This window comes from Nocardia sp. IBHARD005 (assembly GCF_052814245.1).
Window position 1 is genome coordinate 3,719,066 of sequence record NZ_CP199935.1, and the last position, 24,852, is coordinate 3,743,917.

At 67.8% G+C, this 24,852-nt stretch carries 16 protein-coding genes and 1 pseudogene; 9 read left to right on the forward strand and 8 right to left on the reverse strand.

Annotated features, from left to right (window positions below; genetic code table 11):
* Window positions 1-175: 175 nt before the first annotated feature.
* On the forward strand, window positions 176-3,766 hold the full coding sequence (gene dnaE / locus ACTWPB_RS17330) for a DNA polymerase III subunit alpha (RefSeq protein WP_446221675.1): 3,591 nt from the start codon (window positions 176-178) through the stop codon (window positions 3,764-3,766).
* Window positions 3,767-3,826: 60 nt separating this feature from the next.
* Here dnaE and ACTWPB_RS17335 read toward each other — a convergent pair whose 3' ends face one another.
* Both ACTWPB_RS17335 and ACTWPB_RS17340 read right to left on the reverse strand, forming a co-directional pair.
* A complete protein-coding gene (locus tag ACTWPB_RS17335) occupies window positions 3,827-5,023 on the reverse strand; it encodes a Cmx/CmrA family chloramphenicol efflux MFS transporter (protein ID WP_446221676.1) in 1,197 nt (398 codons plus the stop codon).
* An 84-nt stretch (window positions 5,024-5,107) separates the two neighbouring features.
* The gene (locus tag ACTWPB_RS17340; RefSeq protein WP_446221677.1) at window positions 5,108-5,680 is read right to left on the reverse strand and encodes a TetR/AcrR family transcriptional regulator; all 573 of its coding nucleotides are present in this window, start codon (window positions 5,678-5,680) and stop codon (window positions 5,108-5,110) included.
* Window positions 5,681-5,824: 144 nt separating this feature from the next.
* Here ACTWPB_RS17340 and ACTWPB_RS17345 point away from each other — a divergent pair, with 144 nt between their 5' ends.
* The 3 genes from ACTWPB_RS17345 (at window position 5,825) to ACTWPB_RS17355 (ending at window position 10,864) form a co-directional block, all read left to right on the forward strand.
* A complete protein-coding gene (locus ACTWPB_RS17345; protein WP_446221678.1) occupies window positions 5,825-7,741 on the forward strand; it encodes a hypothetical protein in 1,917 nt (638 codons plus the stop codon).
* A 45-nt stretch (window positions 7,742-7,786) separates the two neighbouring features.
* Window positions 7,787-9,538, forward strand: coding sequence for a malto-oligosyltrehalose trehalohydrolase (gene treZ / locus ACTWPB_RS17350; RefSeq protein WP_446221679.1), 1,752 nt, complete (start codon window positions 7,787-7,789; stop codon window positions 9,536-9,538).
* A gap of 75 nt (window positions 9,539-9,613) precedes the next feature.
* Complete coding sequence (locus ACTWPB_RS17355) at window positions 9,614-10,864, forward strand: serine hydrolase domain-containing protein (protein WP_446221680.1); 1,251 nt, start codon at window positions 9,614-9,616, stop codon at window positions 10,862-10,864.
* Between the two features lie 92 nt (window positions 10,865-10,956).
* On the opposite strand, the pseudogene tnpA reads toward ACTWPB_RS17355, so the two are convergent.
* A pseudogene (gene tnpA / locus ACTWPB_RS17360) lies at window positions 10,957-11,365 on the reverse strand (IS200/IS605 family transposase); the annotation flags it as partial.
* Between the two features lie 22 nt (window positions 11,366-11,387).
* Here tnpA and ACTWPB_RS17365 point away from each other — a divergent pair.
* Entirely contained in the window at window positions 11,388-12,536 is a 1,149-nt protein-coding gene (locus tag ACTWPB_RS17365; RefSeq protein ID WP_446221681.1) for an RNA-guided endonuclease InsQ/TnpB family protein, read from the forward strand.
* 91 nt (window positions 12,537-12,627) lie between these two features.
* On the opposite strand, the gene ilvA is transcribed toward ACTWPB_RS17365, so the two are convergent.
* Window positions 12,628-13,971 carry a threonine ammonia-lyase IlvA gene (gene ilvA / locus ACTWPB_RS17370; protein ID WP_446226386.1) on the reverse strand — a complete coding sequence of 448 codons (1,344 nt, stop codon included), beginning with the start codon at window positions 13,969-13,971 and terminating at the stop codon, window positions 12,628-12,630.
* A gap of 98 nt (window positions 13,972-14,069) precedes the next feature.
* Window positions 14,070-14,504, reverse strand: a complete 435-nt coding sequence (locus ACTWPB_RS17375; protein WP_446221682.1) for a nitroreductase family deazaflavin-dependent oxidoreductase — start codon at window positions 14,502-14,504, stop codon at window positions 14,070-14,072.
* Window positions 14,505-14,601: 97 nt separating this feature from the next.
* Between ACTWPB_RS17375 and ACTWPB_RS17380 the strand changes: the two genes are divergently transcribed.
* On the forward strand, window positions 14,602-14,817 hold the full coding sequence (locus ACTWPB_RS17380) for a hypothetical protein (RefSeq protein ID WP_446221683.1): 216 nt from the start codon (window positions 14,602-14,604) through the stop codon (window positions 14,815-14,817).
* A 12-nt stretch (window positions 14,818-14,829) separates the two neighbouring features.
* Here ACTWPB_RS17380 and ACTWPB_RS17385 read toward each other — a convergent pair whose 3' ends face one another.
* Window positions 14,830-17,604, reverse strand: a complete 2,775-nt coding sequence (locus ACTWPB_RS17385; RefSeq protein WP_446221684.1) for an ATP-binding protein — start codon at window positions 17,602-17,604, stop codon at window positions 14,830-14,832.
* Between the two features lie 148 nt (window positions 17,605-17,752).
* Between ACTWPB_RS17385 and ACTWPB_RS17390 the strand changes: the two genes are divergently transcribed.
* Together ACTWPB_RS17390 and ACTWPB_RS17395 are read left to right on the forward strand one after the other, a co-directional pair.
* Window positions 17,753-18,109, forward strand: a complete 357-nt coding sequence (locus ACTWPB_RS17390; protein WP_446221685.1) for a nuclear transport factor 2 family protein — start codon at window positions 17,753-17,755, stop codon at window positions 18,107-18,109.
* 43 nt (window positions 18,110-18,152) lie between these two features.
* Window positions 18,153-18,569, forward strand: coding sequence for a hypothetical protein (locus tag ACTWPB_RS17395; protein ID WP_446221686.1), 417 nt, complete (start codon window positions 18,153-18,155; stop codon window positions 18,567-18,569).
* A gap of 143 nt (window positions 18,570-18,712) precedes the next feature.
* Here the strand turns inward: ACTWPB_RS17395 and treY are convergent, their stop codons facing one another.
* Both treY and glgX read right to left on the reverse strand, forming a co-directional pair.
* Complete coding sequence (gene treY, locus ACTWPB_RS17400) at window positions 18,713-21,100, reverse strand: malto-oligosyltrehalose synthase (RefSeq protein ID WP_446226387.1); 2,388 nt, start codon at window positions 21,098-21,100, stop codon at window positions 18,713-18,715.
* 48 nt (window positions 21,101-21,148) lie between these two features.
* The gene (glgX, locus tag ACTWPB_RS17405) at window positions 21,149-23,251 is read right to left on the reverse strand and encodes a glycogen debranching protein GlgX (RefSeq protein WP_446221687.1); all 2,103 of its coding nucleotides are present in this window, start codon (window positions 23,249-23,251) and stop codon (window positions 21,149-21,151) included.
* A 288-nt stretch (window positions 23,252-23,539) separates the two neighbouring features.
* Between glgX and ACTWPB_RS17410 the strand changes: the two genes are divergently transcribed.
* Window positions 23,540-24,829 (forward strand): adenosylmethionine--8-amino-7-oxononanoate transaminase, encoded by a 1,290-nt coding sequence (locus ACTWPB_RS17410; protein ID WP_446221688.1) that lies wholly within the window; start codon window positions 23,540-23,542, stop codon window positions 24,827-24,829.
* Window positions 24,830-24,852: the final 23 nt, after the last annotated feature.

A 24,852-nucleotide genomic window follows, 5' to 3' on the forward strand; every position in this document is an offset into this window, starting at 1 on the left:
GATCGGAGTACACCCACCGATTATGTCGGTGTAGGCACGGGTAGCGGATCAGGTCGCCTTCTTCGCGCGGTCGAGTGCTCGTCGGTGACCTTCGCCACGACACGCCGACCCACGCCGAGGTGCGGTTCGGGGCGCGCGTGCCGAGTGCGAAATCTGTCGGACCCCCGTGCATAGAATGCCAAGGCCAACCCCCGCCGACTCTCTGGGAGGAAGGACCGTCTTGGCTCCGTCCGGATCGTTCGTTCACCTGCACAACCACACCGAGTACTCGATGCTCGATGGTGCGGCGAAGATTTCGCCGCTGTTCGCGGAGGCGGATCGGTTGGGCATGACCGCGGTCGGCATGACCGACCACGGCAACATGTACGGCGCCTCGGAGTTCTACAACTCGGCCAAGAAGGCGGGCATCAAGCCGATCATCGGCATCGAGGCCTACATCGCGCCGGGCTCGCGTTTCGACACCAAGCGAGTGAAGTGGGGCGATCCGGGCCAGAAGGGCGACGACGTCTCCGGCTCGGGTGCCTACACCCACATGACCATGGTCGCCGAGAACGCGACCGGTCTGCGCAATCTGTTCAAGCTGTCGAGCCTGGCCTCCATCGAGGGCCAGCTGGGCAAGTGGGCGCGCATGGACGAGGAGATCATCGCCCAGCACGCCGAGGGCATCATCGCGACGACCGGCTGCCCGTCGGGCGAGGTGCAGACCCGCCTGCGTCTCGGCCACGACCGCGAAGCGCTCGAAGCCGCCGCGAAGTGGCAGGAGATCTTCGGCGCCGACAACTTCTTCCTCGAGGTGATGGACCACGGTCTGTCCATCGAGCGCCGGGTCCGCGAGGGCCTGATCGACATCAGCAACCAACTCGGCATCCCGCCGATCGCCACCAACGACTGCCACTACGTCACCAAAGACCAGTCGGTGAACCACGAAGCGCTGCTGTGCATTCAGACCGGCAAGACGCTCTCGGACCCGACCCGCTTCAAGTTCGACGGTGACGGCTACTACCTCAAGTCCGCCGCGGAGATGCGCGCGATCTGGGACGCGGAAGTCCCCGGCGCCTGCGACAACACCGAGCTCATCGGCGAGCGCGTGCAGTCCTACGACGACGTCTGGGAACACCGCGACCGGATGCCGGTCTTCCCGGTGCCCGAAGGCCACACCCAGGCCACCTGGCTGCGCAAGGAAGTCTTCGACGGTCTCGATCGTCGTTTCCCCGACGGCCCGTCGCAGGAGTACATGGCGCGCGCCGATTTCGAGCTCGGTGTCATCTGCGAAATGGGTTTCCCCGCCTACTTCCTCGTCGTCGGTGACCTGATCAAGCACGCGCTGGAAGTCGGCATCCGCGTCGGTCCCGGCCGTGGTTCGGCCGCGGGTTCGCTGGTCGCCTACGCGATGGGCATCACCAATATCGACCCTATCCCGTACGGCCTGCTGTTCGAACGATTCCTCAACCCCGAGCGCGTGTCGATGCCCGATATCGATATCGACTTCGATGATCGCCGGCGCGGTGAGATGGTCCGCTACGCCACCGAGAAGTGGGGCAGCGACCGCGTCGCCCAGGTGATCACCTTCGGCACCATCAAAACCAAGGCCGCGATCAAGGACTCCGCCCGAGTCCTGTTCGGCCAGCCCGGTTTCGCCATCGCCGACCAGATCACCAAGGCGCTGCCGCCGCCGATCATGGCCAAGGACATCTCGGTCTCCGGCATCACCGATCCCGACCACGAGCGCTACAAGGAGGCCGCCGAGGTCCGCGAGCTCATCGGCTCCAACCCCGATGTCGCCAAGATCTACGAGACCGCGCGCGGCCTGGAGGGCCTGATCCGCAACGCGGGCGTGCACGCCTGCGCGGTCATCATGTCCTCGGAGCCGCTCACCGACGCGATCCCGGTGTGGAAGCGCGCCCAGGACGGCGCGATCATCACCGGCTGGGACTACCCGTCGTGTGAGGCCATCGGCCTGCTGAAGATGGACTTCCTCGGCCTGCGCAACCTCACCGTCATCGGTGACGCCCTGGAGAACATCAAGGCCAACCGCGGCATCGATCTCGACATGGACAACCTGCCGCTCGACGACCCGGCCACCTACGAACTGCTCGCCCGCGGCGACACCCTCGGCGTGTTCCAGCTCGACGGTGGCGCCATGCGCGACCTGCTGCGCCGCATGCAGCCCACCGGCTTCGGCGATATCGTCGCCGTCCTCGCGCTGTACCGCCCCGGCCCGATGGGCATGAACGCCCACAACGACTACGCCGACCGCAAGAACAACCGGCAAGAAGTAAAACCGATCCACCCCGAGCTCGAAGAGCCACTGAAAGAGATCCTCGCCGACACCTTCGGCCTGATCGTCTATCAGGAACAGATCATGCAGATCGCGCAGAAGGTGGCCGGGTACTCACTCGGCCAAGCCGATATTCTGCGCCGCGCCATGGGTAAGAAGAAACTGTCGGTCCTGGAAGAGGCCTATGCGGGCTTCCGTGACGGCATGCTGGCCAACGACTTCTCCGAGCCCGCCATCAAGGCGCTGTGGGACACGATTCTCCCCTTCGCCGGTTACGCGTTCAACAAATCGCACGCCGCCGGCTACGGCCTCGTCTCGTTCTGGACCGCCTATCTCAAGGCCAATTTCCCGGCCGAATACATGGCGGGCCTGCTCACCTCCGTCGGTGACGACAAGGACAAGGCCGCGATCTACCTGTCGGATTGCCGCAAGATGGGCATCACGGTGCTGCCGCCCGATGTCAACGAATCGGAGCTGAACTTCGCCTCGGTCGGCACCGATATCCGGTTCGGTCTCGGCGCGGTCCGCAATGTCGGCACCAACGTGGTCGGCTCGATCATCACCGCGCGCAAGGAGAAGTCGAAGTTCACCGACTTCTCCGACTATCTGAACAAGATCGACGCGATCGCCTGCTCCAAGAAGGTCACCGAATCCCTCATCAAGGCAGGCGGTTTCGATTCCCTCGGGCATCCGCGCAAGGGCCTGCTGCTGATCCATTCCGATGCGATCGACGCGGTGATGTCGACCAAGAAGGCCGAGGCGATCGGCCAGTTCGACCTGTTCGGCGGCCTCGACGACGGCGACGACTCGATGGCGTCGGTGTTCAACGTCAAAGTCCCCGAGGACGAATGGGAGACCAAGCACAAGCTCGCCCTCGAACGAGAGATGCTCGGCCTCTACGTGTCCGGGCATCCGCTCAACGGCGTCGAGCACGTGCTGGCCGCCCAGGTCGACACGCCGATCCCGGCGATCCTGGAAGGCGATGTCAAGGACGGCGCGCAGGTGACCATCGGCGGCATCCTCGCCTCGGTGAACCGCCGCATCAACAAGAATGGCTTGGCCTGGGCCTCGGCGCAGTTGGAAGACCTCACCGGTGGCGTGGAGGTGCTGTTCTTCCCGCAGTCGTACTCGGTGTACGGCATGGATGTGGTCGAAGACGCCGTGGTGCTGGTGAAGGCCCGGGTCTCCGTGCGTGACGACCGCATCTCGCTGATCGCCAACGACCTTGTCGTGCCCGATCTCTCGGCCATCGGCGTGGCCAAGCCGGTGGCGGTAGTGATGACGACCCGGATGTGCACACCCGACAAGCTCGGTGAACTCGAGAAGGTCCTCACCCGCCATCAGGGCACTTCCGATGTCTTCATCCGCCACGTCGGCGCCCGCGAGAAGACCACCATGCTCAAACTCGACGACGCGTGGCGGGTCTCCCCGTCCTCGGCGTTGATGGGCGATCTGAAAGCACTGCTCGGCCCCGGCTGCCTGGGCTGAGCAAGCTCGCAACCAGCGAAACCACCCGCAGCGCTGCGGGTGGTTTTGCTGGTTGCGGGTCTACTGGGGGGCGAACTCGGGTACGCGAGGCTCGGAAGAAGCAGCGGCCGTGACGGATTCACGCTCCAGTCGGTGCGACAGGGCCACGGTGGCGAGCATGGCCAGGCCGAGGGCGGCGCCGATCCAGCCCACCGAGGCGAAGCCCAGCCCGGCACCGATGGCCAGCCCACCGAGCCACGGGCCGACCGTGATCCCGACGTTGAACGCCGAATAGTTGGTCGCCGCGGCCAGCGTCGGCGCACCGTCGGCCAGTGCGAAGACGCGAGTGTTCAGTGCGGGGTTCGTGGCGAACCCGAAACCGCCGAGCAGCACGACGAGCACGATCATCGCCGCGGGGGAGTGCGCGGTGACGGCGATCGCGGCCGCGACCACCGTCATCCCGGCGGCCCCCACGTACAGGGTGCGGAACGGGTGCGCGTCGGCGAAGCGCCCACCGATCATGATGCCGATCAACCCGCCGACACCGTACAGACCCAGCACCGCCGGGACCCATGCCGCCGAAATGCCGGTGGTGTCGGCCAGCATCGCGCCGAGGTAGGCGAAGGTGACGAACGCCGAACCCGTCGACAGCGCGGTGGCGCCGTAGGAGACCCACAGTCGCGGGTTCGCCATCACGCGCAATTCGCCGCGCAGCGCCGCGACCGTGCTCGGCCGACCGCCGGGAATCTTCGTGAATACACCGATCATGGTCAGCGCGGACAGTCCGGCGACCGCCCAGAAGGCCGCGCGCCAGCCCAGATGCTGGCCGATCACGGTCCCCGCGGGTACCCCGAAGATCGTCGCGATGGTGAGCCCGCCCGCGACGATGCTCATCGCTCGTCCGCGTAGCTGCGGTGCCACCAGGCTCACCGCGGTCGCCGCCGCCAGCGCCCAGAACCCGGCGTAGACGAAGGCACTCACCGCTCTCGTCGCGAAGATCACCCAGTAGTCCTCGCTCAGCGCGCCGACGACATGGGCGGCGACGAAGATCGCGAGGAAGGCGAGCAGTGCGTCGCGGCGCGGCCAGCGCAGTGTCACCACGGCCAGCAGGGGCGCGCCGATCAGCATGCCCAGCGCGAAGGCCGAGATGAGCAGTCCGGCACTGGGAATGGAGACATCCAGGTCGGCGGCCATTTCGGGCAGGAGACCGGCGAGCATCAGCTCGGAGGTGCCCTGCGCGAAGATGGACAGGCCGAGGATGTAGATGGCGGTCGGCATGACAAACCTTCCTGGCATCGGACTGTTTTGAATCAATCAGTCCAAAATGAGGACATGGCGAAAGACAGCTCGGGGGCGGTGATCTCAGAGACAGCCCATCGCGGTATCGGCGATCGCGGCGAGGGTGGCGTGGTCCGCGCCACCGCGCGCCGCGACCCGCATGCCGCTGATCGTGGCGGTCAGGAATTGGGCGATGGCGCGTGGCTCGCGATCGGCGGCGAATTCGCCGGTGCGCTGGCCGCTCACGATGGTCGCGGTGAGCGCGTCGAGGCGGCGCTCCTGGTCGGCGAGCAGGCAGGCGTTGACGTCGGCGTCGTGCGGCCCGAGTTCGACGATCGAGTTGACGACGAGGCAGCCCGCCGGTTCGGAATCGGGTGCGTCGGCGGCCAGACGTAGAACGGCGCCGATCCGCTCGCGCGCCGGCGCGTCGCTGTCGAGGATGTCGAAGAGGGTCGCGTTCTTCACGGTGATGTAGTGCTGTAGCGCGCGATCGAACAGGTCGTGTTTGCTGGTGAAGGTGTTGTAGATGCTGCTGCGACCCAAACCTGTTGCGGCGCAGAGATCCTGGGTGGAGGTCGCCTCGTAGCCCGCGGACCAGAACGCCCGCATCGCGGCATCCACCGCGTTGTGCTCGTCGAATTCCTTGGGTCTGGCCATGGCGACCACCGTAGCACGTTTTGAACAGATCAGTCCAAAATTGTGCTGTGCCATGTGGTGCTGTGTCAGAGCACAGGCCATCGGCGACACCCTGTGGTGGGTCGTGATGGCCGCCCCCCGAACCACAAGCTAGCGTCGAGAGATGTGACGTCCGTGCCGCTGCTCGAATCGCCATCGCCCGCCGAGATGTCGTCTCGGCCGGTGCGGCGCGCGTTGTCCGGGCGGACGGTGCTGCTCGCCGCGGCCTGCTTGATCATCGCGCAGCTGGTACTGCGTGGCTGGGTGGCCGGCTCCGGGTTCTTCTACTGGGACGATTTCCTGCTGATCGGGCGGGTGAGCAGTCAGCCGGTGTGGTCGACGGAATTGCTGTTCACCAGTCACGACGGGCACGTGATGCCGCTGGCCTTCGTGCTGACGTGGCTGGTCACCGAGGTGGCGCCGCTGAATTGGGCGGTGGCGGTCATCGTGTTGGTGGCGTTGCAGTTGCTCGCGTCGCTTGCGGTGTTGCGCCTGGTTGTCGTCCTGCTCGGAGTGCGGGCGCGGATCCTGTGGCCGTTGGCGTTCTACCTGTTCGTGCCGTTGGCGGTGCCCGCGTTCGCCTGGTGGGCGGCGGCGGTGAACGCGCTGCCCTTGCAGATCGCCCTGGCCTGGGTGAGCGCGGACGCGGTGCGGTTGGTGCGGACCGGGCGGCGCGGATACGCGGTGTCGGGTGCCGTCGTGTTCGCGGTGGCGTTGCTGTTCTTCGAGAAATCGGTGGTCGTGCTGCCGGTGGCCTTCGCGGTCGCGGTGCTCGCGGCGCACGTGTCCGGCGGGTCGGTGCGCGCCGCCGCCCGGCATGGGGCCGCGCTGTGGACGGCGGGCGGTGCCGTATTGCTGGCGTGGTCGGCGTGCTTCCTGCTCGTCATCCAGCGCCCGCGCGGACTCTCGCCTCCCGAACATCCCGGCTCCCTCTGGAGTCGCGCGTTCTCGGACGGGCTGGTGCCCGCGCTGTCGGGCGGTCCGTGGCGCTGGGAGCGCTGGCAACCCGCCACCCCGTGGGCCGATCCACCGAGCGTGCTGGTCGCGCTGAGCTCGCTAGCGCTGATCCTGTTCGCGGCGTGGACGATTCGCACCCGCCGTCGGGTCGTCGAGGTCTTGGCGTGCACTGCCGGCTACGCGGTACTGACCATCGCGCCCGTGGTCATCCTGCGCGACGGCCCGAGCACCGCGGGTCTGCTCCTGCAATCTCTGCGCTACTTCGCCGACTTCGCGGTGATCGCGACTGTCGCACTGGCGCTGATCGCGCTGGCGCCCGGTCGGCACGGGTCGAGCTCGGCGAATCGATCGAACAAGCGACAGGTTCTGCCGGGAGCCACCCCGGCACCTGCACACACCATGGGTGGGTCGGCTCCGATCGACGCCGGGCGCGATGGCCGAGTACGACAGCTCGCGGGTGTCGCGGCGATCGGACTGTTCCTGGCGAGCAGTGTGTACTCGACGATCACCTTCACCAGATCATGGGAACCGAGCCCGGCTCGCACCTACGTCACCGGCGTGCGGGCCGCTCTCCCCGGCGCCGCGGACGCGCCACTGCTGCCGCAGGAGGTTCCGTGGAATGTCTTGAACCCGTTGGCCTTCCCCGAGAATATGACCGACCGTGTCTTCGCGCCGATCGCGACTCCCACCACCTTCGCCCTCTCGACCCCGCGCCTACGGATGATCACCGACGAAGGCGCCATCGTCGACGCGCAGGTCTGGTGGAATCGCGCCATCGTCGAGGGTCCCGAACCCCGCTGCGGCTACCGCGTTCCCGGCGCCACCGGTGTCAACCTCCCACTCGACGGCCCGATGCAGATCCGCGACTGGACCGCCCAGGTGAACTACAACGCCGAACGCGACGGGCGGATCGCCTTGTCCTTCGAAGGCGAGACCGAAACGATCGCCGACGTGCGGGCGGGCTTGAACACCGTGTACGTGCGACTGCTCGGTGGCGGTGACACCCTGCGGATCAGGTCCCTCGACGAGCGGCAGTCGCTGTGCATCGGCGCGGGACCGGTCGGGGTCGCCGCACACGCGCGCTGAATCGTTGATCGAGCACACCGGCGCGGGCCATGCGATGCTGGGCCGATGAGGCAGTTTCGGGTGTGGGCACCGGAGGCGGGAACGGTGCGGCTGCAACTGGACGGGATCGAGCATCCGATGCGGCGCAATGGCGGCGGCTGGTGGTCGGTGCGTGTCGACGCAGGTCAGGGGGCGCGCTACGGGTTCCTGATCGATGACGATCCGACGGTACTGCCCGACCCGCGCTCGCCTCGTCAACCCGAGGGCGTACACGAGACCTCCGCTGTCCACGACCTCGACCAGACGGCCTGGACCGACCAGAACTGGACCGGCAGAGCCCTGGCCGGCTCGGTGTTCTACGAACTCCACATCGGCGCCTTCACCCCCGATGGCACCTTCGACGCGGCGATCGCCCATCTCGACCACCTCGTCACCCTCGGCGTCACCACCGTCGAACTCATGCCGGTCAACGCCTTCGACGGCACCCACAACTGGGGCTACGACGGCGTCCTCTGGTACGCGGTACAGGAAACCTACGGCGGCCCCGACGGCCTGCAACGCTTCGTCGACGCCTGCCACGCCCGCGGCCTCGCCGTGTGCCTCGACGTGGTCTACAACCACCTCGGCCCCTGTGGCAACTACCTGCCACGCTTCGGCCCCTACCTCACCACCGGCCGCAACACCTGGGGGCAAAGCCTCAACCTCGATGGTCCGGGCTCGGACGCGGTCCGCGCCTACATCATCGACAACGCCCTGCGCTGGCTGCGCGAATTCCACCTCGACGCACTGCGCATCGATGCCGTCCACGCGCTGGTCGACCGCACCGCCACCCACCTGCTCGACGAGCTCACCGTCGAAACGACCGCGCTGGCGGCACATCTGGGCCGCCCGCTCAGCTTGATCGCCGAGAGCGACCTCAACGATCCCCGCCTGATCACCCCGCGCGCGGCGGGCGGCTACGGGCTCACCGGCCAGTGGAACGATGACCTGCACCACGCCGTCCACACGGCTGTCTCCGGCGAAAGACAGGGCTACTACGCCGATTTCGGCTCACTGGCCTGTCTCATGCAGACGCTCACGCACGGGTTCTTCCATGCCGCAACGTATTCCAGCTTCCGTGGCCGTACGCACGGTGCCCCCATCCCGCGCGATCTCGTGCCCGGCAGCGCGCTACTCGGCTACACCTGCAACCACGATCAAATCGGCAATCGCGCGATCGGTGATCGCCCCAGCGACTACCTCACCCCCGGCCAACTCGCGGTGAAGGCGGCGCTGGTGCTGCTCTCGGCGAGCACCCCGATGTTGTTCATGGGGGAGGAGTGGGGCGCGCGCACCCCGTTCCAGTTCTTCACCTCCCATACCGACCAGGTCGTCGCCGCGGCCACCGCCACCGGGCGACGCGCCGAATTCGCCGAGCACGGCTGGTCCACCGAGGAGGTGCCCGACCCGCAGGATCGGGCCACCTTCACCCGCTCCAAGCTCGACTGGACCGAGGTCGGTCGCGAACCGCACGCCCGGTTGCTCGCCTGTTATCGCGGCCTGCTCGCCCTGCGCACGTCGAGGCCGGAGTTCACCGACCCATGGCTGGAACGAGTTTGGGCCGACTACGACGAGGCCGAGCGCTGGTTCATCCTGCGGCGTGGCCGAATCTCGGTGGTCTGCAACCTCGCCGAGGACGACGTGGTGATCCCGGTGCACGGTCGGGTACTGCTGGCCTGGTCACCCGCCACCGAAAGCGGTGCGGGAACACTCATTTCGGGCCACAGTTTCGCCGTACTCGAGGAAGGTGACGGCGCGGGCACGGTGGTCACCGAGTGATGACGCCGGAGCACGAGTCGGCTACAGTCCGAAACGCGGCATTGCCGAATAGGCATAACGCCGTATAGTCAGATGATGAGCAACGACGCTTACGGGCAGGAAAGCGCTGCCCTCCCGGCCGGTGTCGGGGGCTACGCCCCGGCCGGGTTCGGCCCGCTGGTGCGCGCATTCGCCGCCTTGATCGGCCATCGCCGCGACGCGGGCGGTGCCATCGCCATCTATCGGCACGGTGAACCGCTGGCCCATTTCTGGACCGGTAGCGGGGGTGACCGGCCGTGGAACGCGGATACCGGTGCGATCGTGTTCTCCGCGACCAAGGGCGTCACCGCCACCGTGATCCACCGGCTCGCCGATCGCGGACTGATCGATTACCAGGCGCCGGTCGCCGAGTACTGGCCGCGCTTCGCCGCGCACGGTAAGGGTTCGATCACCGTCGCCGACGTGCTCACCCACCGCGCCGGACTGTCGTCGCTGTCCGCGGTGGCGAACACCGCCGCAGAAGCCCTCGATCACGAACTCATGGAGGACCGCCTCGCGCTGGCCACGCCGGACCGCATGCGCGGCACCCCGACCTATCACGCCCTGACCTACGGCTGGCTGCTCGCGGGCCTGGCCAGGGGGGTGACCGGCCGGAGCATGAGTGAGCTGATCCGCAGCGAGGTCACCGATCCGCTCGGTATCGATGGCATCCACCTCGGGCGCCCCGCCGCGGACTCCTCGACCGAATACGCCCGGCTGGCGGGCGCGCACATGAGCTTCGCCGCGCACCCGCTCGCCGCGGGCTTCCTCGCGAAGGTCGGATTCCGGCTGCCCGGACCGCTCGGTGCGGCCGCTCGCTGCCTGTTCGTGCCCGGCCTCGACGCCATCCTCGACGGCGACGACCCGACGATCCTGAACACCGAGATGCCCGCGGGCAACGGTGTGGCCACCGCCGCCGGGCTGGCGAAGATGTACGCCGCGCTGTCCGACGGCTTCACCGTCGACGGCGCACCGTACCTGCGGCCGAGCACGCACGCCGCGATCCGCCGGGTCCAGACCTACCGGCTCGACCACGCACTGTTCTACCTCCCGATGATGTGGCACCTGGGCTACCACTCCCTGCCCATCCCCGGCGCACGGCACGGCTTCGGCCACATCGGGCTGGGTGGTTCGTTCGGCTGGGTCGACCCGCAGTCGGGCCTGTCGGTGGCCTACGTCCACAACCGCCTCGACCAGATACTGCTGCCGTACGACCAGGTCGCCATGGGCTGGCTGCTGCCGCTGGTCCTGTCGAGCGTGCGCGCGAGCCGCGTACCCGGATCCGGTGAGGACCGCGCGGCGGCTTAACCGCTACCGAAATGTGGGCTAGTGCGCCGCCCGCCACGGCGGTGGTGAAAGCCCAGGCGGGAGGGCCGCCAAGGCCCGAGCGTGCCCTGAACCGGACGGGCCTGCCCCTCGATGTGCTGCCGCGACACCGAGATCGCAGCGCCACCGACCGAACCGGCGAAGTGGGAACCCGACCACAACCGTTGCGCCCGCCAATAGTGGCGGACCAGCTCGGGGGACTCCTGCCGCGTCCGCCGTGACGACACCCCCTTTGAGCGAGTTCACCAGCCGTGACAGCGCGACCTTCGGCGGGAAGTTCACCAGCAGGTGCACGGGGTCTTCGCCGTTGAACTCGACCAGCTCGCACTCGAAGTCGGCGCACACCGCCGCCATGATCTGTTCCATTCGGTCGAGGTGGCGTGCGGAGAGCATTCGATGCCGATACGCGGTGACGAAAACCAGGTGGGCGTGTAGAGCGAAAACGCAGTGCCTGCCGGTCCTTGTCTGATGTTCTGTGGCCATGAACCCCTGATATCCTCGGGTTATGTTGTTGCGGTATAACTTCCGTGTCTATCCGACGCCTGGCCAGCAAGTCTGGCTGGCGAAGGCGTTCGGGTGCGCGCGAGTGGTGTACAACGACGGGTTGCGGTTACGGCAACAGGCCCGTGAGGCCGGGTTGCCGTACGTGACCGACGCCGCGCTGTCGAAGGCGTTGACCGAAGCCAAGAAAACCCCGGAACGCGGGTGGTTGGGCGAGGTCTCGTCGGTGGTGCTGCAACAAGCGCTGGCCGACCTGAATACCGCTTACCGCAACTTCTTTCAGTCGGTGACAGGGAAACGTCAGGGTGCGCGGGTAGCGCCGCCGAGGTTTCGGTCCCGTAAGGACAATCGGCAGGCGATCCGGTTCACGAAGAACGCCAGGTTCGCGGTCACCGCCGGCGGGAAGCTGCGACTACCGAAGATCGGCGATCTGGATGTGCGCTGGTCACGGGAACTGCCCTCGGGTCCCTCGTCGGTGACGGTCATCAGGGACGCGGCGGGCCGGTATTTCGCGTCGTTCGTCGTCGCTGTCGTCGACCGGCCGCTGCCGCCGGTCGATTCCGAGGTGGGTATCGACCTGGGCCTGTCTACGTTCGCGGTCCTGTCGGACGGGAAGACGATCGCCTCGCCGAAGTTCCTGCGACAAGCCGAACGGCGACTCCGTAAAGCCCAGCAAAGGTTGTCGCGCAAACAGAAAGGCTCCGCGAACCGGGCCAAGTCTCGGATCAAGGTCGCCAAGGCACACGCCAGCGTGGCCGACACACGCCAGGACTGGGCGCACAAGCACTCGACACGGATCATCCGCGACAACCAAGCGGTGTTCGTCGAGGACTTGTGTGTGAAGGGTTTGGCGCGTACCCGGCTGGCGAAGTCGGTTCATGATGCCGGGTGGGGCATGTTCACTCGCATGTTGGAGGAGAAAGCCGCCCGGTACGGGCGGCACTTCTCGAAGGTGGACCGCTGGTTCCCGTCGACCCGGCTGTGTTCGGTGTGCGGGGTGGTCAGTGGCAAGAAGCCGTTGCAGGTGCGGGAGTGGGCCTGTGTCTGCGGTGTGGTCCATGACCGTGATCTGAACGCGGCCAAGAATATCCTCGCGGCGGGACGCGCTGAGAGGTTAAACGCCTGCGGAGGGGCTGTAAGTCCAGCCGCTTAGCGGAAGGCAAGCCCCAGTGAAACAGGAACCCACCCCAGCGGTGCGTGAGCGCCGTGGGAGGAATCCTCGCCCCTTCAGGGCGGGGAGGACGTCAAGTGAGGTAGCGGTAGGCGGGGGAGCCCGGTTCCAGGCGTTCGGCCTGGATCGGGGACTCCTCGATGCGGTGCATCAGCGAGGCCAGGTCGTCGGTGGCGCCGAGTTCGATGCCGACCAGCGCGGCCCCGGTATCGCGATTGTTGCGCTTGACGTACTCGAACATGGTGATGTCGTCGTCGGGGCCGAGGACATCGTCGAGGAAGCGGCGCAGCGCACCGGGTTCCTGCGGGAAGTCGACCAGGAAGTAGTGCTTGAGGCCGCGGTGCACCAGTGAGCGTTCGATGATCTCGCCGTAGCGCGAGACATCGTTGTTGCCGCCGGAGACCAGCACCACCACCGTGCTGCCCGGCTCGACGTCGATCTCGGTCAGTGCGGCGGTGGCCAGTGCGCCCGCGGGCTCGGCGATGATGCCTTCGCTCTGGTAGAGGTCGAGCATCGCGGTGCAGATGGCGCCCTCGTCGACCAGCATCACCCGGAAAGATGCTGCGCCGGTATGAGTTTCGGGTGTGGTGAGCAGAGGCAGCGAGGCGTGCGAGACCATCCGCCCGCCGAACGAGGCCGCCGCCCGGTAGGGCAGGTCGCCGATGCGGCGCACGGCGGCGCCGTCGACGAACGGGTCGATCTCGGGCAGTGTCACCGGAGCACCGGCGACGAGTGCGGCGGTGAGCGAGGCCGCGCCGGCGGGTTCGACGCCGAGCAGACTGGTCTGCGGTGCTCGTTCGCGCAGGTAGGTGCCGATGCCGGCGAGGCAGCCACCGCCACCGACCGGGACGATCACCAGGTCGGGCGCGGTGCCGAGCTGCTCGAGGAACTCCGCGGCGATGGTGCCCTGGCCCGCGGCGGTGCGCGGGTCGTCGAAGGGCGGCACCATGGTGGCGCCGGTGCGGGCGACATCGTCGGCGGCCGCGGCGGCCGCGGCGTCGTAGGTCTCGCCGACGGCGATCAGCTCGACGAACTCACCGCCGTGCACACGGATGCGGTCGCGCTTCTGCTTGGGGGTGGTGGTCGGCACATAGATGCGCCCGCGCACACCCATCGCCTGACAGGCGAAGGCCACGCCCTGCGCGTGGTTGCCCGCGCTGGCGGCCACCACACCGGCCGCGCGCTCGGCGGCGGTGAGCTGCACCATCAGGTTGTAGGCGCCGCGCAGCTTGTAGGAACGGACCGCGGTCAGGTCTTCGCGCTTGAGGTAGACCTGCGCACCGGTGCTCGCCGATAGTCGCGCGCTGTACTGCAGCGGAGTCGGCTCGATGATGTCGGAAATTCGCTTGGCGGCGGCGTCGATCTCGTCCGCGGTGAGCGGCGGACGGATTACGGACACGTCGGCGACGTCAGCGATGGGGGACACCCGGACAATGCTACCGAGGCGGCTCACGCGCTCGATGAGCGGAACCACCCGCCGTGGCAGTCACGGCGGGTGTGCTCGGACCTGCGGGTTCAGCGCGGGGTGAGGACGAAGACCGGGATCACGCGATCGGTCTTCTTCGTGTACTCGTCGTAGTCGGGCCACACGGCGATCGCGCGCTCCCACCACTGCGCTCGCTCGTCGCCGGAGACCTCGCGCGCGGTGTAGTCCTTGGTGGTGGTGCCGTCGCGCAGTTCGACGTGCGGATCGGCCTTGACGTTGTGGTACCAGACGGGGTTCTTCGGCGCCCCGCCCAGCGACGCGACAATGGCGTACTCGCCGTCGTGCTCGACCCGCATCAGCGGCGTCTTGCGCAGCTTTCCGGACTTGGCGCCTGTGGTGGTGAGCAGGATGACGGGCTTGCCTTGCAGCGAGGTGCCCTCGGCGCCGCCGGAATTCTCGTAGGTCTCGGCCTGCTCGCGTGCCCAGTCCGAGGTGCTCGGTGCGTACTCTCCTGTCAGTGGCATGACCTGCACAACGAATCGACGCTGTGTGATGTTCCCGACAGGGCGACCAGGGAAAGTTCGGTGGCCCGAACTTCGATGTGCGCCTATCCTGGTCTGCATGGCAGTGCTCACCTCATCGGCAGCATCCGCGACCGTCGACATCGCGGGTAGCGCTTGGCCGGTCTACAAGCTCGAGGCGCTCGTCGCCGCGCTCGTGATCGGTGCGCTGTTGCTGCTGATCGTCGGGTCGCCGCAGGTCGCGGTGCTGGCCGCGGCAGCAGTCGCCGCCGTTCGCTGGACTGTGGGCCCGACCCGCACCGCCTCGCGTCACTGAGCCGTGGCGGATTCACTCCGTCAGGTCGAGCGCGCTCAACTCGCCACGCGACAGAACGCCCAGCTTCGGATATGCCTTGTACAGGTGATGGCCGACGGTGCGGTGGCTCAGGAACAACCGCGCCGCGATCTCCCGGTTCGACAAGCCCTGCGCCGCCAGCCGGACGATCTGTGATTCCTGCGGAGTGAGCAAGCTCAGCGGGCCGCCGCTCGCGCGGGCACCGGTGCCGACGCCGAGCGCGCCCAATTCGGTGCGGGCGCGTTCGCTCCACGGCGCCGCGTCGAGTCGATCGAACAGGTTCATGGCCTGCTCCAGCTGAGCCCGCGCGTCGACCTTGCGTTTGTCGCGGCGCAGCCATTCGCCGTAGAGCAGGCGAGTACGGGCTTCGTCGAACGGGCGGTTCGCGGCGAGCGCGGCCATGTAGTGCGGCTCGGCGTCTGATCCGTCGGCCAGCAGCGCACGTCCGCGGGCGGCCAGCGCCGCGATCCACTCCTGTCCGGCCCGCTGTGACCAGTGGGTGAGCCGCTCCAGCGCTTCGGTCGCACGGTCGGTCGCGCCGAGGCGAACCGCCACTTCGATCTGATCCGGGAGCGTGCGCAGCCCGATGACGTGGTGGCGAGCCGGCTCGATCGTCATATGGGCGAGCTCTGTCCGCGCCTGCTCCAGTCGGCCTTCCCCGAGTGCGAGCAGCGCCATGGCCGCGTGCGCCCACGACGCACCGACCGCGCCCGGCCCACCGAATTCCTCGGCCACCGCGCGATCGGCATGGTCGCGGCAGGATGTCGAATCACCGTGAAGTGCCGCAAGATAGGCCAGAAACGCGTGGATCTGACTGACCCACTGCGCCTGCCCGATGTCGCGTGCGATCCGCAGCCCCTCCTCGGCCGCGATCCGGCTCTCCCGCGGCCGCCCACCGAACGACAACCCCTCGGAACGGAAGAACAACAGCGGCGCCAGCAGCCCGATCCGCCCCTGCTCCCGGCATTGCCTGATCAACTCACCAGCCAGCTCCTCGACCTGCTCGTCTTGGCCGACAACCAAGCCGCTGCCACACAGCTGCACGAGATCGGCCGGACTGTCCGCCCCGTTCGCCCTCGCCGCAGCCGCCGCGTCGCGCAGGTCAGCGACCCGCTGTCCCGTCACCGACCCGGACAGGTACCGCACAATCGGCGTCGCGGGATCGTCCTCCACCAGCCGCAGCGTGGTGAGGATGGCGGCGACCTCGTGGAGCTCATCGGGTCCGAGGTACCACGCGGTGTGGACGGCCTTGGTCAGAATGCGGGCAGCGCCACGAGGGTCCGTCGCGCGTGCTGCGATGGCCGCCGACATCAGCCGCCGATGCGCGGAACCCGTTTTACCACTGGCGAATTCGGCCTGCGCGCGTACCAAGTCCAGCCGCAGACCGAACCCGGTCTCATCCGTGGCTCCTTGGCCCGACCGCACCGACCGGCTCATCGGGTCGGTCCCCGCTTGGTCGATCTGGCGCTTTCCGGCATCGAATTCTGTGCTGTGGGAAAGGGACTCGGCCCGCTCGGCCAGTCGCTCGGCTCGATCGGTGAGACCTGCTTCGGTCGCGGTCTCGGCGGCGAGGACGAGTCTGCGCACCCGTGTACCGGCGTCGGTACTCAACGCCGCCGCGCGATCGTAGGCGGCGACGGCGCCGTGGAAGCCGTGGCGGCGCCGGGCGCGATCGGCCGTTCGCTCCAGCGCGTTCGCGGTGTGCTCGTCGGGACCTGTTGCCGCACAAGCGAGGTGCCACGCGCGCAGGTCGGCGGCGTCGTCGCCGCCCAGCGCGTCGGCGAGCGCACGATGGGCGGCGAGGCGGTCGGTGAGCGCTGAGCCCTGGTACACCGCGGAGCGCAACAGTGGATGGCGCCAGGTGAGCACCTGACCGTCGGTGGCGACCATGCCCGCGTCCTGCGCGGGTTGCAGATCTTCGAGTGACGCGCCGAGCGTGGACGCGGCACGCAGTACCGGAGCGAGGTCTGCCGCACCGGCCGCCGCGGCAACGAGGAGCACGGTTCTGGTCGCCGCGGGTAGTCGGGTGACCCGCCCGTGGAAAGCCAGTTGCAACCGCTGCGTCAACGGCAGCGGATTCGTCTCGTCGACGATGCCTTCGCCGACTACGGACGGAAGTTCCAGCAGCGCGAGCGGATTGCCGTCCGACTCGGCCAGCAGCCGATACCGCACGGCCGGACTCAACGGGGTCGTACCGGTGTCGAGCAGTGCCGCCGCCGCGTCGGGACGCAACCCTGACAATGCGAGTTCCGTCAGCCCGGGAGCGGGAAAATCCCGTGGCCCCGAGCGAGTCGCGAACAGCATCACCACCCCCTCGGCGTCGAGCCTGCGCGCCGCGAACAGCAATGCCTCCGCGGTGGCCCGGTCCAGCCAGTGCGCGTCGTCGATCAAGCACAGCAGCGGCCCCTGCGCCGCCTCCTCGGCGAGCAGCGTCAGCACCGCCAGCCCGATCAGCATCCGATCGGCGGGTGCGCCCTCGCCCAGCCCGAACGCCGCCTCCAGTGCGTCACGCTGTCGCGACGGCAGGTGCCGCACCAGCTCCATGCCGGGCCGGACCAGCAGATGTAGTGCCGCGAAGGGCAATTCGGCCTCGGACTCGATGCCAGCACTGCGCACAGTCGCAATCCCTTGCGCCGCTGCGTAATCCAGCAGGGCGGTTTTACCGATCCCGGCTTCACCGCGCAGGACCAGGGCCCCGCTCCGGCCGGCGCGCGCCCCACTGAGCAGGTCATCGATCCTGGCCTGTTCGGTGTCGCGTCCGCGCAGCATGGGCACCACCGTATCGCCGTACCGGTACCGCGACGGAGAAAGTACCTATAGGCGACTGATTCGACCGACCCCCCTCGGGCCATAACGTTGGTCCCATCGCCGGAACAACCCGCGAAGTACCAGCTCAAAGCCCATTTCGGAGGTCGAGATGAACACCGTCGTCGCGCAGTACCTGGAAGCCTGGAACACCCGCGAGCCCGCCGCCCGCCGCTGCGCGGTCGCCCGTCTGTTCACTCCGCAAGCCCGCTACGTCGACCCGTTGGTCGCGGTCACCGGCCATGCCGAACTCGAAGCCGCTATCGCGGGAGTGCAGTCCCAGTTCCCCGACTGGACCTTCACCCTGGCAGGCCCCGTCGACGCCCATCACGACCAGGTCCGCTTCACCTGGGGCCTCGGCCCTGCCGACGCCCCCGCCGTAGTGATCGGCTTCGACGTCGCCGTCCTCGCCGAGGGCCGCATCGACAGCGTGTACGGCTTCCTCGACCAGGTCCCCACCACTACCTGACAGGCGCGCTCGCCTAACCCTTTCGCAGCCAAGGAGATCAGCCATGACCACCGCCCCGTCCCGTCTGTCCGCACTGCTCGCCTCCGGTGAGCACCTGCTGCGGCTGTCGTTGCGCCTCGACGCCGTCGTCACCACCGCCAACGGCCTCGCCTACCTGGCGCTGGCGCAACCGCTGGAACGGCTTCTCGGCCTCGAGGCCGGTGTCGGCCTCGCGATCGGTGCCTTCCTCACCGCCTACGGCCTCGCCGTCGCGGTCGTCGGCCGATCCTCGCCCGTCCACCGGGCCGCGGCGTCGGTGGTGGCGATGGGCAATACCGCCTGGGTCGTGGCCAGCCTCGCCGCGCTGTCGACCGGCGTACTCGGTCTCACCACGGTGGGCGCGGTGTGGGCGGTGATGCAGTCGGTGACCGTCGGCGGTTTCGCCGCCCTGCAGTACCTCGGTCTACGCCGAAGCCGCTGAGCCGACCACGAGGGACCGGCGCACGCTGCGTCGGTCCGCTCGCCGGTTTCGCTGTTACCGCGCGATGCCTCGTGGGGTCCGGCCGACCGCGACCGACGCGGCGACGAGCAGACGCGAGGAACTGGATCCCTCGCCTGTGCTGTTCAGCGCACCAGCAGCGCGACAGGCAGTCGGGCGAACAGTTTGTCCAGCCGCGCACTACCCGCGAAGGTGTGTCCGGTGAGACGATCAGTCCAATTACCCTGCGGTAGCGGCACAGTGGTGTCGAGCCAGCCGGTTGTGCCGAGCCCGACCGAATGCCGGGTCGCCGCTACGATCACCTCCGGCGCCTCTCCCGCGGGCCCCCGCCCATAGGCGATGAACCGATTCGCGTGCTCACCGATGGCGTAGAGCGGCCGGTACATCCCGCCGACGAAGCACTCCGGCCGCTCCCGGCGCAACCACAGCGCGTACGCGACCACCCACATCTTCGCCGCGCCGGTGGTATCCAGAGTGGGTGTGTCGGTGAGTGATTGGAGCATCCCCACCCGGGTGGCGAAGTTGACCGGCCGCCGATTGTCAGGGTCTACCAGGCAGTCCTCCCACAGCTCGGTGCCCTGATAGATGTCGGGAATCCCCGGCGCGCCCAGCTGCAAGAGCTTCTGCGACACCGCGTCCGACCATGCGTGTGGTGCGAGCTCGTGCGCCAGGTCGCCGATGCCGGTACCGACCGGCCCGTCGATCACCGCGTCGAGCCAACCGTGCACGGCCGATTCGAACTCCGCGTCGGGCTCTTCCCATGACGTCTTGGTCCCGGCCTCGCGAATGGACTTCTCCGCGAAAAGGTGCAGCCGATCGCGCAGGCCGGGCACCGACGAGGCGGGCCGTCCGTCGGCAGGCCACACACCGAACATGTTCTGCAACAAGAACAGTGCCGTCGCCCCGTCGGGTGCCGGGGTGGTCTCCAGCCACCCTCGAACCCGCTGCGACCAGACATCGGCGACCTGTGACAGCACCCCGATCCGCGCGCGCACATCCTCACCGCGCTTGGTGTCGTGGGTCGAGATGGTCGTCATGGTCGCGGGCCAGCGCTGCGCGCGTTCGCTGTTGGACAGGTGGAAGTCGTTGACGGAGTGGCCGAATCGCGCCGGATTCCCGCCTACCTCCTGGAGCGACACCAGCCGCGCACCCTGATAGAACATGGTGTCCTCGACCGACTTTGCGGTGATCGCCCCACACACCTGCGAGAACCTCCTCGCCGCTTCACCGCCCATCGTCAGCGCGGTCACCAGTACCGAAAGTGGTGCTGTCAGTTCGGCATTGCGCTTCTCCACCTCCGCCACGACCGCGGCGGTCATCCCGGCCAGCGGCGCGTAGTCCACCCGGTACACCGGCATGAAAGCGAGCACCTCGATGGTCGCGTTGCTCACCGCGAGGGTGTCGAAACTGCCCGCGTTGCCGTCGCGTTTGATCGCGGCAACCAAGCGCCGGATCTCCGGCGCCAGAATGGTCTCGGCGACGGCCCGCTTGATCCGATGCTCGGTCTCGCCGAACCATGCCCGGTCGCTACCGTGCCCGGCGACGTGCTGGGACAGTTCGGTCAGCGTCGTCTCACCCGCCGGATCGATCAGCACCCCGCCGAGATCGGCCAGCGCGTCGTAGCCGGTGGTTCCGTCGACCGGCAGGGTCGCGTCGAGGGGCTCGCGATTGGCGAGGATCTTCTCGATGAGCAGCAACCGCTGCGGCCCGATCAGCCTGCGCAGCCGGGTGAGATACGCACTCGGATAGGACAATCCGTCCGGATGGTCGATCCGGACTCCGTCGATCAGATCGTGTTCGCACCAGGCCGCCAGCTCCCGGTGCGTCGCCTCGAACACCTCTGGGTCTTCCTGCCGGATCGCGGCCAGACTGCTCACCGCGAAGAACCGCCGATACGTGCACACCCCGGCCTTCCAGCTCACCAGCCGGTAGTGCTGGCGGTCGTGGATGCGCAGCGCGTTGTCGCCGTCGGTACCCGCCGCGATCGGGAATCGCAGATCGTGCAGTGCCAGCATCGGTTCCGCCCCCGACCGGTCGACGGTCAGGGCGGCGGGGTCGTTCTCGTTCTGCAGGACCGGCAGCGCCAGCCGCCCGCCCGCGCCGTTGCCCGAGCTCCAGTCGATGTCGAAATACTTGGCGTACGGCGACTTCTGGCCGTTGCGCAGCACATCCCACCACCACGGATTCTGCCGCGGATCGGCGACACCCACATGGTTGGGCACCATGTCGACGATCAATCCCATGCCGCGGCTGCGCACTTCGTCCGAGAGCGCTTTGAGTCCCGTCGGCCCGCCGAGCGCGGCCGAGACCGTGGTCGGATCGGTGACGTCGTAACCGTGCGTCGACCCGTGCGCCGCGGTCAGGATCGGCGACAGGTACAGGTGCGAGATGCCGAGCTGCTGTAGGTATTCGGCGATGGCGCGGGCGTCGGCGAAGGTGAGCGCGTCGGGGCGCAGCTGCAACCGGTAGGTGCTGCGTACCGTGCCCGCCCGTACGGGCGCGCGGTGCAGCATGGTCACCGGGTCGGTCACATAGGTCTCGGTCATCGTCTCGCTCGGCGGCTAGGCGGTTCGGCGCAATACGAGCAGGCAGCGGCTGGCAACCGGCAGGGTCGCCGCCGCGGCGTACACCGCGTCGGCCGCGCCGGTCGGGGTCGAACAATCCAGGGCGAGCGACCATCGCGCACCGAACTCCGGGCCGGGCAGCACGAAATCGATCGCTTCGTCGTGGGCATTGAAGCACAGCAGGAACGAGTCGTCGGTGATGCGTTCACCACGCGGACCCGGTTCGGCGATGCCGTCGCCGTCGAGCAGCACAGCCAGTGACTTCCCGAAGCCGCTGTCCCAGTCGTCGGTGGTCATTTCGGTGCCGGCGGGCGCGAACCAGGCAATCTCGCGCCGGTGCCCCTGGTCGTCGCTGGGACCGGCGGCCAGGAAACGGCGCCGCCGGAAGATCGGATGCGCGGTGCGCAAGGCGATCACCGCCCGGGTGAACTCGAGCAGGTCGGCATTGGTCTGCGCCAGCGACCAGTCCATCCACGCCAGCGGCGAATCCTGGCAGTACACATTGTTGTTGCCGAGCTGGGTGCGTCCGAGCTCGTCGCCGTGGGCCAGCATCGGCGTGCCCTGACTCAGGATCAGCGTGGCCAGCAGATTGCGAAGTTGTCGAGCACGCAGCGCGAGGATCCGCGGATCGTCGGTCTCGCCTTCGACGCCACAGTTCCACGATCGATTGTGGCTTTCGCCGTCCCGATTGCCCTCGCCGTTGGCGTCATTGCGTTTCTCGTTGTAGGACACCAGATCTCGCAACGTGAAACCGTCGTGCGCGGTGACGAAGTTGATGCTGGCGCCCGGCCTGCGCCCCGTCGACTCGTACAGATCCGACGACCCGGTGAGCCGAGAGGCGAACTCGCCCAATGTCGCAGGCTCCCCACGCCAGTAATCACGCACCGTGTCCCGGTATTTGCCGTTCCACTCGGTCCACAGGCTGGGGAAGTTGCCGACCTGGTAGCCGCCTTCGCCGACGTCCCACGGTTCGGCGATGAGCTTGACCTGACTCACCACCGGATCCTGGTGCACGAGGTCGAAGAACGCGGAAAGCCGGTCCACATCGTGTAATTCGCGCGCCAGTGTCGCAGCGAGGTCGAAGCGGAAGCCGTCGACGTGCATGTCCAGAATCCAGTACCGCAGCGAATCCATGATCAGTTGCAGCGTGTGCGGATGCCGGACATTGAGGCTGTTGCCGGTGCCGGTGTAGTCCTTGTAGTACTCGGGGTCGGTCTCGTCGAGCCGGTAGTAGGCGGCATTGTCGATGCCGCGCAGGCTCAGAATCGGCCCGTTGTGGTTGCCCTCGCCGGTGTGGTTGTAGACGACGTCGAGAATCACCTCGATGCCCTCGGCATGCATCGCGCGCACCATCGCCTTGAACTCCGCGACCGCACCGTCGCCGCGTGGCCGGGCCGAATACTGGTTGTGCGGCGCGAGATACCCGATGCTGTTGTAGCCCCAGTAGTTGCGCAATCCCTGATCGGTGAGCACGTGATCGTGGAAGAACTGGTGCACCGGCATCAGTTCTATCGCGGTGACGCCCAACGATTTCAGGTGTCCGATGATCGCCGGATGTGCCAGGCCCGCATAGGTGCCGCGCAGATCCTCCGGGATCTCCGGGTGCGTCATCGTCATGCCCTTGACGTGCGCCTCGTAGATCACCGTCTCGTGATAGGGCCGGTTGGGCGGCCGGTCGGGACCCCAGTCGAAGAACGGGTTGATCACCACCCCGGTCATCGTGTTGCCCAGCGAATCCAGCCCGTAGGTATAGAGCGAGGGGTCGTTGACGAACTCGCCGTCGAATGCCTTCCCGTACGGGTCGAGCAGCAGTTTGCTGGGATCGCAGCGTGATCCGAGCTCCGGATCGTAGGGGCCGTGGATGCGATAGCCGTAGCGCTGACCAGGCGTGACGGAGGGGAGATAGGCGTGCCAGACATAACCGTCGACTTCGTCGAAGTCGACGCGGGTCTCGGAGCCGTCCTTGGAGATCAGGCAGAGTTCGACCTTCGTGGCGACTTCGGAGAACACCGAGAAGTTCGTGCCCCCGCCGTCGTAGGTAGCGCCGAGCGGATACGCGGTGCCCGGCCACACCTCGGGTCGGTCGTTCGGGCTCGACATGCTACGACAGTAATGGAACCCATGGCCCCACCGTGCACGATGTGACTGGGCGCTCGCTGACGCTGCTCAGGCGGTTGCAGCGGTGGACGGATCACATGGTCCAGGCGGTCGATGCCTACGAGCGCACGCTGAACCCGTGCTGCGCGCGGGGCTCGGTAGCTGGTCACGCACTGGGAGAAGCGCGGATACGTGGAGCGCAGACCCGTTCCCGCCGACGACGGCAAGTGATAACTTGAACGGCGTTCAAGGCTGTCGTCTCGGCAGCCCCGGGCGACGACGAGGAAACCTGTGGACCTGAGCCCCGAGCAGATCACCGCCCTCGATGCCGAACACGTCTGGCATCCCTACGGCGGATTTCCCGCGACCACCCGGCCGCTGGTCGTGGCCAGTGCGGCGGGCACGCGACTCACTCTCGCCGACGGGCGCGAACTCGTCGACGGGATGAGCTCGTGGTGGGCGGCCGTCCACGGCTATTGCCACCCCGTCCTGGACGCGGCGCTACTCGCGCAATCGCAGCGGATGAGTCACGTGATGTTCGGCGGCCTCACCCATGAACCGGCCACCTGCCTGGCCCAATTGCTGGTCGAACTCACACCCGCCGGCTTGGACAAGGTCTTCCTCTGTGATTCCGGCTCGGTCTCGGTCGAGGTCGCGACGAAGATGTGCCTGCAGTACTGGCGCGGCGTCGGGCGCCCGGCGAAGAACCGGCTGCTCACCTGGCGTGGGGGATACCACGGCGACACCTTCACGCCGATGAGCGTCTGCGACCCCGACGGCGGTATGCACGCACTGTGGACCGACGTTCTCACCGAGCAGGTCTTCGTCCCCGCGCCGCCGCGCGACTTCGAATCCGACTACGTCGCCGTACTCGAACGCGCGGTCGCCACTCATCGCGACGAGCTGGCCGCGGTGATCGTCGAACCGGTCGTGCAGGGCGCGGGTGGCATGCGCTGGCACGATCCGCGCTACCTCACCGAACTGCGGCGGATCTGCGACGACAACGACGTGCTGCTCGTCTTCGACGAGATCGCCACCGGATTCGGCCGCACGGGTGAGCTGTTCGCCGCCGACCACGCAGGCGTCACGCCGGACGTGATGTGTGTCGGCAAGGCGCTGACCGGCGGCTATCTCACTCTGGCCGCGGCATTGTGCACCGCGCGGATCGCCGAAACGATCAGCGCGGCGCACGGCGGGCTGATGCACGGGCCGACCTTCATGGGCAATCCGCTGGCCTGCGCCGTCGCGGTCGCCTCGATCGAGTTGCTGCGCTCGCGAGACTGGCGAGGCGAGGTGGCCAGGATCGAGTCCGAACTCCGGGCGGGCCTTGCGCCGCTCGCCGAGCTGCCCGGCGTCGCCGAGGTTCGCGTGCTCGGCGCGATCGGCGTCGTCGAACTCGATGAACCCGTCGATATGCGCGCCGCGACCGATGCCGCCGTCGACGCGGGCGCCTGGCTTCGCCCGTTCCGCAACCTCGTCTACACGATGCCCCCGTTCATCAGCAGCACGGCCGACATCGCCACCATCACCGAGGCCGTGCGCGCGGCGGTGAAGGCCTCGGTAGCAGGAGTGTGCGGCTGATCAATACCGGTGCGCCGCACTGC